Source organism: uncultured Aquimarina sp., from assembly GCF_947495315.1.
Classification (GTDB): Bacteria; Bacteroidota; Bacteroidia; order Flavobacteriales; family Flavobacteriaceae; genus Aquimarina.
Genome location: NZ_CANLYD010000001.1, coordinates 91,958 through 104,751, shown reverse-complemented (window position 1 = coordinate 104,751; position 12,794 = coordinate 91,958). Strand labels below are relative to the sequence as shown.

Annotated in this window: 14 protein-coding genes; 5 read left to right on the top strand and 9 right to left on the bottom strand. The window is 33.4% G+C overall.

Annotation, left to right across the window (positions count from 1 at the left end; all coding sequences use genetic code 11):
* Window positions 1-80: 80 nt before the first annotated feature.
* The 3 genes from Q0910_RS00460 to Q0910_RS00450 form a co-directional block, all read right to left on the bottom strand.
* Window positions 81-1,304 (bottom strand): DUF4856 domain-containing protein, encoded by a 1,224-nt coding sequence (locus tag Q0910_RS00460; RefSeq protein WP_299211015.1) that lies wholly within the window; start codon window positions 1,302-1,304, stop codon window positions 81-83.
* A gap of 260 nt (window positions 1,305-1,564) precedes the next feature.
* Window positions 1,565-1,876 (bottom strand): heme-binding domain-containing protein, encoded by a 312-nt coding sequence (locus Q0910_RS00455; protein WP_299212665.1) that lies wholly within the window; start codon window positions 1,874-1,876, stop codon window positions 1,565-1,567.
* Window positions 1,877-1,883: 7 nt separating this feature from the next.
* On the bottom strand, window positions 1,884-2,750 hold the full coding sequence (locus Q0910_RS00450) for a hydroxymethylglutaryl-CoA lyase (RefSeq protein WP_299211012.1): 867 nt from the start codon (window positions 2,748-2,750) through the stop codon (window positions 1,884-1,886).
* Window positions 2,751-2,969: 219 nt separating this feature from the next.
* On the opposite strand from Q0910_RS00450, the gene Q0910_RS00445 reads away from it, so the two are divergent.
* Window positions 2,970-3,206: a hypothetical protein gene (locus Q0910_RS00445; RefSeq protein WP_299211010.1), complete on the top strand. Its 237-nt coding sequence runs from the start codon at window positions 2,970-2,972 to the stop codon at window positions 3,204-3,206.
* Between the two features lie 48 nt (window positions 3,207-3,254).
* Here the strand turns inward: Q0910_RS00445 and Q0910_RS00440 are convergent, their stop codons facing one another.
* Window positions 3,255-3,881 (bottom strand): LysE family translocator, encoded by a 627-nt coding sequence (locus tag Q0910_RS00440; protein ID WP_299211007.1) that lies wholly within the window; start codon window positions 3,879-3,881, stop codon window positions 3,255-3,257.
* Between the two features lie 162 nt (window positions 3,882-4,043).
* Here Q0910_RS00440 and Q0910_RS00435 point away from each other — a divergent pair, with 162 nt between their 5' ends.
* Window positions 4,044-4,952 (top strand): spondin domain-containing protein, encoded by a 909-nt coding sequence (locus Q0910_RS00435; RefSeq protein WP_299211005.1) that lies wholly within the window; start codon window positions 4,044-4,046, stop codon window positions 4,950-4,952.
* 5 nt (window positions 4,953-4,957) lie between these two features.
* Here Q0910_RS00435 and Q0910_RS00430 read toward each other — a convergent pair whose 3' ends face one another.
* Window positions 4,958-5,995 (bottom strand): quinone-dependent dihydroorotate dehydrogenase, encoded by a 1,038-nt coding sequence (locus Q0910_RS00430; protein ID WP_299211002.1) that lies wholly within the window; start codon window positions 5,993-5,995, stop codon window positions 4,958-4,960.
* A 102-nt stretch (window positions 5,996-6,097) separates the two neighbouring features.
* On the opposite strand from Q0910_RS00430, the gene pepT reads away from it, so the two are divergent.
* Window positions 6,098-7,333, top strand: a complete 1,236-nt coding sequence (pepT, locus tag Q0910_RS00425; protein WP_299210999.1) for a peptidase T — start codon at window positions 6,098-6,100, stop codon at window positions 7,331-7,333.
* Window positions 7,334-7,409: 76 nt separating this feature from the next.
* Here the strand turns inward: pepT and yajC are convergent, their stop codons facing one another.
* From yajC to Q0910_RS00405, 4 genes are all read right to left on the bottom strand, one after another.
* Window positions 7,410-7,712, bottom strand: a complete 303-nt coding sequence (gene yajC, locus Q0910_RS00420; protein ID WP_299210996.1) for a preprotein translocase subunit YajC — start codon at window positions 7,710-7,712, stop codon at window positions 7,410-7,412.
* A gap of 5 nt (window positions 7,713-7,717) precedes the next feature.
* Window positions 7,718-8,197, bottom strand: coding sequence for a DUF1573 domain-containing protein (locus Q0910_RS00415; RefSeq protein ID WP_298546727.1), 480 nt, complete (start codon window positions 8,195-8,197; stop codon window positions 7,718-7,720).
* Window positions 8,198-8,246: 49 nt separating this feature from the next.
* Window positions 8,247-9,158, bottom strand: coding sequence for a transcription antitermination factor NusB (gene nusB / locus Q0910_RS00410; protein ID WP_299210993.1), 912 nt, complete (start codon window positions 9,156-9,158; stop codon window positions 8,247-8,249).
* A 166-nt stretch (window positions 9,159-9,324) separates the two neighbouring features.
* On the bottom strand, window positions 9,325-10,419 hold the full coding sequence (locus Q0910_RS00405) for a Glu/Leu/Phe/Val dehydrogenase dimerization domain-containing protein (RefSeq protein ID WP_299210990.1): 1,095 nt from the start codon (window positions 10,417-10,419) through the stop codon (window positions 9,325-9,327).
* Between the two features lie 141 nt (window positions 10,420-10,560).
* On the opposite strand from Q0910_RS00405, the gene Q0910_RS00400 reads away from it, so the two are divergent.
* On the top strand, window positions 10,561-12,318 hold the full coding sequence (locus Q0910_RS00400) for an ABC transporter ATP-binding protein (protein WP_299210987.1): 1,758 nt from the start codon (window positions 10,561-10,563) through the stop codon (window positions 12,316-12,318).
* Between the two features lie 78 nt (window positions 12,319-12,396).
* A complete protein-coding gene (locus tag Q0910_RS00395) occupies window positions 12,397-12,792 on the top strand; it encodes a PUR family DNA/RNA-binding protein (protein ID WP_299210984.1) in 396 nt (131 codons plus the stop codon).
* Window positions 12,793-12,794: the final 2 nt, after the last annotated feature.

Sequence of the window (12,794 nt, the reverse complement as noted above, 5' to 3'; positions counted from 1 at the left end):
TTCTGCAAATGTAAAAAAAGAGGTGAAATTGGTATAATTTCCTCTCTCTTTTTTTTATCATTTTATACTTTGTTTAATTTTTAACTTCCAGCTTGTGCTACTGTAAAATCAAACTTGGATGCAATAGTTTCAGAAATTGATTGCAATGTTGCAGGTGTTACATCCCATAAACCATTGGTACCTCCCATTAACTGATCGATAAATGTTTGCACTTCTGCTCTAGTGAAATATGGAGCATTACTATCTGATCTTCTTGTAAACTGTAAACTATAGATAAATCCATACCCTTCTGATAAATCGTGAAAAGCACTTGCATAATCGATAGTAGAAGCTTCTAGAGCAGCTTTACCCTGTTGTAAATAATACACCGCTCTTATTGCAATGATTTCAGAAATCTTTTCTCTAATAATAGCCGCTTGCTGGTCACGTACTGTGTAATTTTTAGCTACAATAGCCGCTCTACCCAATTTAAACGCATCGTAAATATCATCTGCAATACCTTCAAAATCCGTATCACCTTCAACTCTACCAATATATTTATTCAGAAAACTATCATCAGCACCAATCGTCGTATTAGGATTTGCTGGATTCACAGAAGCTCCATATAAATATCCATAAGCTTCATCCCATTTGTGCTCCATAGTAGTATAAGGTTTCCCTTCAGCCACAACTTCGCTATCATTATTTACCACATTATCGGCTTCATCCAGAACGGCAGTTCCCAGATAATTGTTAAGAGCCTGATCAGTCATCAAAGCGCCTATCAAACTTTTTGCAAAAGCTTGATTATACTCTAATCCATTAGCATTTAAGTATCTATTAGATCCTCCACCAGCTTCTTGAAGAACTCCCGGATTACCTGCTGTTGCAGTTATAGCCCAGTTAGGAAAAACCTCATCAACCTGTCCTTTAATCCAAGTATCAAAATCTGCTTTGATGGCCGCTGCATCTGTAACATTAGCAGAAAAATAATCAGCACTTGCAGCAGTTTTGCTTCTTACACTTTTATCAGAAGAATTTAAATCGGCATCTTCAAAATCATCGGCATTTTCTTGATGATCGAACATTGCATCTATAATTGCTTCTGTACTTGTATTATCAGTAAATTCACTAATAATAACTTCTGCCATCACTATTCTGGTAGTTTGACCGCTAAAACTTACTGTACTTTCTCCATTACGTTGAAATTCATATGCAGCAGGAGCTTCTACCTGCACAACTGGTGCATCATCATCTGAAGAACATGAACCTAAAATAATAGTTCCTGATATGCATATAACATTGATTAGACTTTTTACCTTCATTGCTTTGTTTTATTTAGACTTAATATAAATAGTTCCTTATTTCGAATGCAAATATATGTATCAAAACATATTTTACAAACTTTATTTATACTAAATCTAAATAAACATTAAATTTAACAATTGGGTAGCCTTAGAATGGAATGATCACTTTTCCAGAAAAACACTTCTAAAAACCACATTTACAACAGATTAAAAAACATATAGAATCATTTGCCACAAGTATTTACTCAGAAGTATATTTTTTTTCTAAGTTCTTTTGTTCAATTGATCAGCAGCTCCATCTCTTCTATCTCCAAATTTCCATGAATCCATGTATAGGAAGAAAGTGACATTTCTCCTTCCTCCACTTCTTTGATTAACTCTTCTAACTTATGATCTTTCTTTTTATCTGAATACTGTTCCCAATCCGACATATTAAAATATTCCTTCCCTTCCTCTACATGATGAGCTAACCAATAAGAAACAGGTACTACCTTAGCATACCAAGGACATACTGTTTGATTGCTATGACAGTCGTAACAGTTACTTTCTAATATCTCCTTTATTTCAGGAGTTGGTTTTGTTTTACTAATTTATCTATTAGTGATACTTAGTAAATATTTTGGTAGCTTCATTATGAGCAGATTCAAAGCTCATCATTTTGATATTGGTATCTGCTTTTGCAGCTGTAAAATAAGAGAGCATACGCTCAGTTGGCATATTACCGGTCAGCTCGTCCTTTGCCATTGGACATCCACCAAATCCTTGTATCGCTCCATCAAATCTTCTACAACCTGCTTTATAAGCAGCATCCACTTTTTCATGCCAGCTTGTAGGAGTTGTATGCAAGTGTGCTCCGAATTCTATTTTGGGATATTTTGGGATCAGGTTGGCATATAAGTATTCTATAATCTCAGGATTAGATGTTCCAACAGTATCAGAAAGCGATAAAATCTTCACTCCCATATTACTTAACTTCTCCGTCCAATCGCCTACAATCTCTACATTCCAAGGATCTCCATAAGGGTTACCAAAACCCATGGAGAGATATGCTACCACTTCTTTATTTGATCTATCAGCAATATTGAGAATTTCTTGTAATGTTTCTACAGATTCTGCAATTGTCTTATGCGTATTCCGCATCTGAAAATTCTCAGAAATCGAGAAAGGATATCCTAAATAATCAATTTCTTTATGTTTCACTGCATCATTCGCTCCACGAACATTGGCAATAATCGCCAATAATTTACTTTCTGTCGTCGACAAATCTAATTTAGATAAAACTTCGGCAGTATCCACCATTTGCGGGATAGCTTTGGGAGATACGAAGCTACCGAAATCTATCGTATCAAATCCACAACGCAAAAGCGATTGGATATACTGAACTTTTTTTTCGCTAGGAATAAAATCCTTAATGCCTTGCATAGCATCTCTCGGACATTCAATAATTTTTACTTTTTCCGCCATTTACACACGTAGATCTAAAAGAAATTCAAATAAGAGTATAAAAATATGATTATTTTTCAGAAAAGAGGATAAAAAACTTCAAGACAAAAATGACCATGACTCAACTACTTTTTAAAAAAAAGTTTTTTTAATAGTAACATTTTGTTTTTCGAGGAACGTACATGTAAAGATTCACTATTGGGATCAATAAATTAGTATTAATAATTAAAAAACAAACTTATGTTAAAAAGCATTTTAAAATTAGAAGGAGTACAAAAGTTAAAGAAAGACAGATTAAAATCGATTAATGGTGGAAGAAATTCACAAGATTCAATATGTTATGGGACTGGAACAACATATACTCCAAATGGCAACGGAATATCTCTTGCTTGTGTGAATAGATTTGGAAATTGTACTATAAATGGTTATCGAGCGTCATGTTCAGGCGATAATCAAGGTAGTTTCTCTTATCTATAATACCAAAACGGAAGGTTGTCTTAAAAACAGACAACCTTTTTTATAACTTTATTTTTCAGAAAAGAGGATAAAAGTTCCGATTCCGATAAAGACTATGATCTGTAACCATTTTAGAAGTACTCCTACTTTAGAATTCTCTTTTACATAATCAGAAATATATCCGGCCATCACCGCTATTAAACCAAAAACAAAAAATGAAACCAGTATAAATAAAAACCCTAATATATAGAACTGCGTTACGCTACTTAATTCTTTACTAAACAAAAACCCAGGGAAAAATGCTAAAAAGAATATAGATACTTTAGGATTTAATACATTCATAATAAATCCTTGTCTAAACAATTGTCCCAAACTTTTTTTCTCAACCTTATCCCCAGTCAATTGTATCGCTGCATCGCTTCTCCACACTTTATAAGCTAAAAAGAATAAATATAAAGCTCCCAAAAGTTTTATGACAAAAAATAATAATTCGCTTTGCTTAATAATTACAGATACTCCAAAAGCAACCAAGGTAGTATGCACCAAACAACCAGACATTAAGCCCGCTACCGTAGCTAGACCGTACTTTTTTCCGTTGACAATGCTTTGCATTAATACATAAATATTATCTGGTCCCGGTGAAATTGCCAAAGCAGAAGTAGCAATTACAAAAGTGTATAAAATTTCAAAATTCATTTGTGTTTTTTGTAAGGTTTTGTATAAACAACCGACAGCCCAAAAGTATACATATCATTTTAAAACACGTTTATAATAAATTATTATTGAAAAATTAGGGTTATTCTTTATTCAACTGTTTAAAATATATAACACAAATCAAAATAACCAACAACCACACAAATGAAAAAGCTTATTCTAAAAACTACACTATTATTTCTTTCATTAGCAACATTCGGCCAAACAACAGCCACATACGATATTATTTTTACCAGTAATTGGGAAGCGCACGGTTCATTGCCAGGTGGGGCTCATTTTACTGAATTAGTAGGTGCTGCACATAATAGCAATGTTACTTTTCTTGAAATGGGTGGTTCAGCCACTGCTGGAATAGAACAAGTTGCAGAAACCGGTGCTTTCGGTACTTTTAACTCAGAGGTTACGAATGCAATAAACGCTAATAATGCTGATCAATTTATTGAAGGTCCTAGTTTGTTTTTTACTGGATCTGGTAGAACTATAACCATAAGCGATATTACTGTAAACTCTGATTACCCTTTAATTAGTCTTGCTTCTATGATCGCTCCAAGTCCTGATTGGATGATTGCGGTAAATAGTGTTTCCTTATTAGATAACGGAGGGCAATGGATTCCAGAAGTTACATTGGATCTCTATGCCTATGATGCAGGAACTGAAAATGGAACTGGCTATAGCTTAAATAATACCACTACAATGCCTCAGGAAGCAATATCAAGTTTACAAGGAGTTACTCCTTTTTCATCCGAAAAAATTGGAACTATTGTTTTTACACAAAAACGACTTAGCATACAAGATTTTGATAATCTAGATGATGCTATTACCATTTCTCCTAATCCAAGTAATGGAAACATATCAATATCATCTTCAAAAACTGCTACTGTAGAAGAAATCCAGGTCTATAATGTTTTAGGAAAGCAAGTGAGACGTTATGATTTTAAAGAAAGTAATACCAACATTAATTTAGACCTCACTAATCTTAATTCTGGAATTTACTTAGTAAGACTTCATACCAACCTTGGAAAAACTGAAACCCAAAAAATAATTTTGAGATAGTTTATTTATAATCCTTTTTTGATTACAGCTTTATTAATATCCTTAATCAGTTTTGGTCCTTCATAAATAAAACCAGTATAGATTTGTACAAGGCTTGCTCCTGCTTCTAATTTTTCTATAGCATCAGCTGCAGAATGAATACCGCCTACTCCTATAATAGGAAAAGCTTTATTGCTTTTTTCTGACAAATATTTAATAACCGATGTACTCCTGTTTTTTATAGGTTGTCCGCTCAAACCTCCATTACCTATCGCATCTAACTGCTCTTTTGAAGCTTTCAAACCTTCTCTAAACATGGAAGTATTACTAGCGATAATACCATCTAGTTTGGTTTCATTAACTAATTCTATGATTTCATCAAGTTGACTGTTATTCAAATCTGGTGCAATTTTTAACACAATAGGTTTTTGCGTATTACTTGCATTATTTACTTCTTGTACAGCTCCAATCAACTCTAACAAATAATCTTTATCATTTAACTTAGCGTGACTACTTACATTGGGACAGCTAACATTGAGAACAAAATAATCTACATACGGATGCAAAGCCTTAAAACACTCCAAGTAATCTCTAGTATAATCCTCTGGAGCAGTATCTGTATTTTTCCCAATATTACCACCAATAATAAGTTTTCCTTTGTTTTTCTTTAGTTGTTCGATTGCAGCTTCCAGACCTTCATTATTAAACCCCATTCGGTTAATAATCGCGCCATCCTCTTTCAGCCTAAACAATCTTTTCTTAGGATTTCCTTTCTGTCCTCTTGGAGTTACTGTACCAATTTCAATAAAACCAAAACCAAAATTCCCTAGTTCATTATACAGTATCGCATTTTTATCAAATCCTGCTGCAAGTCCAACCGGATTCTTAAATTTTAACCCAAAAACCTCTCGCTCTAATACTGGATTTTTCACAAGATATAAACTTCTAAAAATTGATGAGATGAAGGGAATTTTAGACACAATCCTGATCATCTTAAACGTAAAGTGATGCACTGCTTCAGGATCATATTTGAATAAAATTGGACGGACAAGCGATTTATACATTGAAAGATTCTTTTGCTGTGCAAAAATAAGTCTTAGGAGGTTCTAATAAAAGTGTATGAATGTGTATTTTTGAAATCTTCAAGATTAAAAAAATGCATCGCTATGATTCCAAAAAAACACATTATTGACAGATTCATAAGTTACGTAACTATAGATACCGAAAGCGATCCGAATAGTGACACCACTCCTAGTTCTATGAAACAATGGGATCTGGCAAATAAATTAGTAGAAGAATTGAAATCAATCGGTCTGGAAGAAGTTACTATTGATAAAAATGCCTACATCATGGCAACATTACCATCTAATGTGGATCACGATGTACCAACAATTGGTTTTATCTCTCATTTTGACACAACCCCAGATTTCACTGGAGCAAATGTGAACCCGCAAATTATTGAGTCCTATGACGGAAAAGATATTATCCTTAACAAAGACGAGAATATTGTGTTGTCTCCTGATTATTTTGAAGATTTAAAGCTTTACAAACGACAAACGTTAATTACCACAGACGGAACTACGCTTCTAGGAGCTGATGATAAGGCTGGTATTGCTGAGATTATTTCTGCAATGGAATATCTTGTTCAACATCCTGAAATCAAGCACGGAAAAATCCGTATTGGTTTTACTCCTGATGAAGAAATAGGAAGAGGAGCTCATAAATTTGATATCAAAAAGTTTGGAGCCGAATGGGCTTACACTATGGATGGTAGCCAGATTGGAGAATTAGAATACGAAAACTTTAATGCTGCTGGCGCTGTGGTTACTGTAAAAGGTAAAATCGTACATCCAGGATATGCAAAAGGAAAAATGATCAATAGTATGTATATCGCGCAGGATTTTATCAATTCTCTGCCCAGATTAGAAACTCCGGAACATACGAGTGATCGCGAAGGCTTTTTTCACTTACATAATATGACTGGAGATGTAGAAGAAACTACATTGCAATACATCATCAGAGATCACGATAAAAAGCATTTTGAAGCTCGTAAAGAGGTGATGATTAAGCTTACGAGCGAACTAAACAAACAATACGGAAAAGATACTGTAACTACTGAAATTAGTGATCAGTACTACAATATGAGAGAAAAGGTGGAACCTGTAATGCATATTGTAAATATTGCAGAAGAAGCAATGAAAGCGTTAGGCATTACTCCACTTATTAAACCAATTCGTGGTGGTACAGATGGATCGCAATTGAGCTATATGGGGCTACCTTGTCCTAATATTTTTGCGGGTGGACATAATTTTCACGGGAGATATGAATACGTACCTGTAGAAAGCATGATTAAAGCTGTAGAAGTGATTGTTAAAATTGCTGAGTTGACGGCGAAGAAATAAATTCACAAAGAAAAACAAATGCATAAAAAAAGCGTCATATTTAGAAATATGACGCTTTTACTTTATAAGCCGATGATTACTTCTTTTTTTCAGCAGGTGGTGGTGCATTTAACTTCTGACTCATTTCTAACGAAATAGCAGATTTATCAAATGTCAACTTACCAGATCCTGTTTCAATAATAACAGCATTACTTTTTTCACTGAAGTCAAAAACTTTTCCATGAAGACCACTTTTTGTTACAACGCGATCTCCTTTTTTAAGCTCTGCAGCGAATTTCTTCTCCTTTTTTGCTTTTTGCATTTGCGGACGTATCATAAAAAAATACATCACCACAAATATCAAAAGTATAAAAGGTAATTGTCCTCCAAATCCTTCCATAAATATTACTCGCTTACCGGAGTTCCGCTTACTGGTTTAGCTTTTGGAGTTACCATTGCCTTAATCTTAAGGATTTCTTTTCCTGCTTCAGTATTAGCAGTAATAGTAACTTGTTTGTTTTGAGCGTTTGGTTTACCGTTAGAATTAAATTTTACTAACATAGATCCAGTAGCTCCAGGAGCAACAGGCTCTTTTGTCCACTCAGGAACTGTACATCCACAACTTCCTTTTGCATTAACAATTACTAATGGTGCTTTACCAGTATTAGTAAATGTAAATGTATGCTCTACCACATCACCTTCATTGATTGTTCCAAAATCGTGTTCAGTTTGATCAAAGCTCATTACAGGGAAATCTGTATTCTTTGCATCACGATCTGCAGCATCTGCTACATTTTCTTCTTTAACTTTTTCTGCTGCATTATCTTTACAAGACATAAATGTCAAAGCAAAAACACCAGCTAAAATCAAGATTCCTTTTTTCATTACTTGGGTTTTTAATTAATTGAGGGTTAAAAATACTATTTTTTTTGAACTACATAAGCCCTCGGCCAACTTTATTTAGTTTACCGTTTTCTTGATATTCTTTCGATATTTTATCTAATATCCCGTTGATAAAGATACTACTCTTTGGTGTACTATATTCTTTGGCAATCTCTAAATATTCGTTAATTGTTACTTTTACAGGTATAGATGGGAATTTCTGGAACTCACAAATCGCCATTTTAATCACTGCTTTGTCTAATTCTGCGATTCTATCCTTATCCCAATTAGGAGTTCTACCTTCTATTTCTTTTGCAAATTCTACTCCATTAAGAGCAGTTTTTCTAAAAATATCTTTTGCAAATTTCTTATCATCGACATCTTTATACAATCTAGGTAAAGACATATGCTCATCATGAGTTTGCTTTACCTTTCTCAGCATCTTTATAATTCCAGTATTGATTAACGGTAAATCATCTATCCAGGTAAGTTTCTTGTCTTCTATATATTCATATAGCTTATCATTAGGAGCTATAATTTCTTTGAAAACATCAAGAATGAAATCCTTGTCTTCTTTAAAAGAACTCATCTTTGTTTTCATATAATCAGCATAGAGTTCACTCTCGCTAATTTCTTTCCAAAGAATTTTAACATACTCATCATCAAGATCCCAACAGTTCATTTTCTTACGATCCATCGCTTCGTTAAGCTCGATGTTCTTTTCTAATAAGGTAAGAACTTCATTATTAATAAACTTTTGGTTTGGGTTTTTTTCTTCTGAGGTAGCCAAATATTTTTTCTGGCTTTTTTCTAAGAAATCAGTAGCATGCTTTCTTATTTCTACCAGAAGTTGAAGATTTATAAGAAATAAATCATACATCTGTTCAATACTAAAAAGTAAAAACTTTTCTTCTTTATCTAGATTATCACTTTGCGTCTGCTCTAGTGCATAGAGGGACTGCATTACTTTAACTCGGATATGTCTTCTGGTTAACATAAGAAATTACAAAGAACTATTATATTTAAAAAGGCGAAAGTGTATATCACTTTCGCCCTGCAAAAATACTATTATTTTTATTCTACCAATTCTAAAATTTACTTTTTATGAAGTAAATTTTATACAAATCTGTTTATTGCTTTTTTTTGGCAGCAATTCTTTCATCTGCAATACTAACAGCAGCAGTATTTGTAGTCATACCAGTAGCCTTTGCTTTGTTTAAAATATCTAATGTAGTATTATAGATATTTTCAGTTTTAGTTATAATTTGGTCTCTTCCGTATCCTTCAATCTCTGCATATACATTAATAATACCTCCTGCATTGATTAAAAAGTCCGGAGCATACACAATCCCTTTTTCCTGTAATAATGGACCGTGAATATTTTCTGAAGCCAACTGGTTGTTAGCAGCTCCTGCAATCACCTTAACTTTTAGCTTATTAATAGTTTCATCGTTAACCGTAGCTCCTAATGCACAAGGTGCATAGATATCAGCAGTTTCTGAATATAAATCCTCTCCTTTATATATTTCTACTCCATATGCATTGCTTACTTCATGAAGTCTTTCCTGGTTTATATCTGTAATAATAACATTAGCTCCTTCTTCTGCAGTTAGGCGAACAAGCTCTTCTCCTACATGACCAATACCTTGTACTAATATCTTTTTACCTTCTAGATTATCTGTTCCGTAAGCAAATTTAGCTGAGGCTTTCATTCCCATATAAACACCATATGCAGTTACAGGAGATGGGTTTCCTGCTCCTCCTTTAGACTCAGAGATTCCAGTCACATAAGGTGTCACTTCTCTAACAGTATCCATATCAGAAGTCTCCATACCAACATCTTCTGCTGTATAGTATTTTCCACCTAGTGTATGCACAAACTCACCAAAACGCTTCATCAGCGCAGGAGTTTTTAATGTTTTAGGGTCTCCAATAATAACCGCTTTTCCCCCGCCAAGATTCAAACCAGTGATAGCAGCTTTATAAGTCATTCCTCTTGACAATCTTAATACATCATTAAGAGCATCCCATTCTGTTTTATAATTATACATTCTAGTCCCTCCTAAAGCCGGACCTAAAATTGTGTTATGCACCCCAATTATTGCCTTTAATCCTGTATCTTTGTCTTGACAAAAAACAACTTGTTCGTGATCGTTAAAAGACAATTGGCCAAATACAGGAGCCTCTTTTTTTAATTGATTTGCAGTAAGCACTTCGGTTATCATTTTCGGAAATTTTAAAATGTTATAAATTATATAATAGTCAAAATTGAGGTGCTAAAATAATGTATTTTTACGAATTTAAAATTTTTTGTTGTTAAACTTTAAGAATTTGTTAATAATTCAGCTTCTAAAAATCAATGCTTTATGCGTGCATTACGCCATCTAAACAAGTACTTCCTAAAATATAAATATCGCCTTATCATTGGTTTAGTTATTACAATAATTGCAAGAGTTTTTGCTATTGCAGTTCCCACATTTATTGGCGACAGTATTGATCTTATTCGTCAATATATTGATGGAGAAATTACTGATTATAGTTACTTAAAAAGAAATCTACTTATCAATCTTCTACTTCTTCTTGGTTCTGCTCTTTTAGCAGGTTTCTTTACTTTCTTAATGCGACAAACTTTTATCGTAGTATCACGATTTATTGAATTTGATCTAAAAAATGAAGTTTTCAGACATTACCAGATTTTATCACTTAATTTTTATAAAAAAAACAGAACAGGCGATTTGATGAATCGCATCAGTGAAGATGTATCCAAGGTGAGAATGTATGTAGGTCCCGCTATCATGTATAGTGTAACCACTATTACGCTATTTGTTTTAGTAATAGGATATATGATCAGTATTGCTCCAAAATTAACCTTGTATACAGTTGCTCCTTTACCTATTCTTTCTGTTTCTATTTACAAATTGAGTGTAGCCATACATAAAAGAAGTACCATCGTACAACAATTTTTATCCAAACTAACGACATTCACTCAAGAATCATTTAGTGGCATTTCTGTTATAAAAGCCTACGGGATAGAACTACAAACGTTAAGAAACTTTACGGAGTTATCAAATACCAGTAAAGAAAAGAACATTGACCTAGTAAAAGTACAAGCGTTATTTTTCCCATTAATGGTACTACTTATAGGTATTAGTAATATCATGGTTATTTATATTGGAGGCAAACAATATATTAATGGTACGATTCAGGACCTTGGTGTTATTGTAGAATTTATCATTTTTGTCAATATGCTTACCTGGCCTGTTGCCACTGTAGGGTGGGTCACTTCCATTATACAGCAAGCAGAAGCTTCTCAGGTTAGAATTAATGAATTCTTAAGCCAGGAACCTGAAATCACAAATACCGTTACCGAAAATACGCCAATAATAGGAAATATTATTTTCGACAATGTCTCCTTTATCTATGATGACACCAATATTACAGCGTTAAAAAACATAAGTTTTGAAATTAATTCCGGACAAACAATTGCCATTATCGGGAAAACAGGGTCAGGAAAATCAACGATTTTAGATCTACTTGGAAGATTGTATGATGTTTCTGATGGAGAAATTAGAATCGATGGAAAGCCTATTGGAGATCTAAATTTAGTAAATCTGAGAACGTCCATAGGATATGTTCCACAGGACGCCTTCTTGTTTAGCGACTCGATAAGAAATAATATAAAATTTGGAAAAGTAAACGCCACAGATAATGAGGTTTTAGAAGCTGCAAAAAATGCCGTTGTTCACGAAAACATTCAGGGATTTAGTAAGGGATATGATACGGTTTTAGGAGAAAGAGGAATCACCTTATCTGGTGGGCAAAAGCAACGAGTTTCTATCGCTCGAGCAATTATTAAAAATCCATCTATCCTTCTTTTTGATGATTGTTTATCTGCGGTAGATACAGAAACTGAGGAAGAAATACTCAACAATCTCAATAGAATATCTAAAAATAAGACTACTTTTATTGTGAGTCATAGGGTTTCTACAGTAAGAAATGCAGATAAAATAATTGTTTTAAGCGAAGGGAAAATCATCCAACAAGGCACTCATAATCAACTATTAGACATAGATGGGTATTATAAAGAACTATATTTAAAACAGCTGAGCGAAAAAGAAATTTGATATTTTGTTGTACGATTAACAAATTTTTTAGATTTTTGATTCCATCGTAACAGACTAATTAATTAAGAAATACGGATTATGAGCGATAATGAAATGTTAGAGAAAGAGGAAATTTTCTCAAAAGTTTTAAGAGCAGGAAGAAGAACATATTTCTTTGATGTAAGATCAACAAAAGCTGGAGATTACTATCTTACCATTACAGAGAGTAAAAAATTCACTAATGACGACGGATCTTTTCACTACAAAAAGCATAAAATCTATTTATACAAAGAAGACTTTGTAGGGTTTAGTGAAATTTTAGCTGAAATGACTGATTTCATTGTTAATGAAAAAGGTGAAGAAGTTATAAGCGAAAGACATCAAAAAGATTATCAGAAATCTTACGAACAAAGTGCCGAAGAATCAACAACTACTAATGAAGAAGTTACTGCTTCTACAGAAAGTTTTACGGATGTAAGCTTCGATGACATATAAGA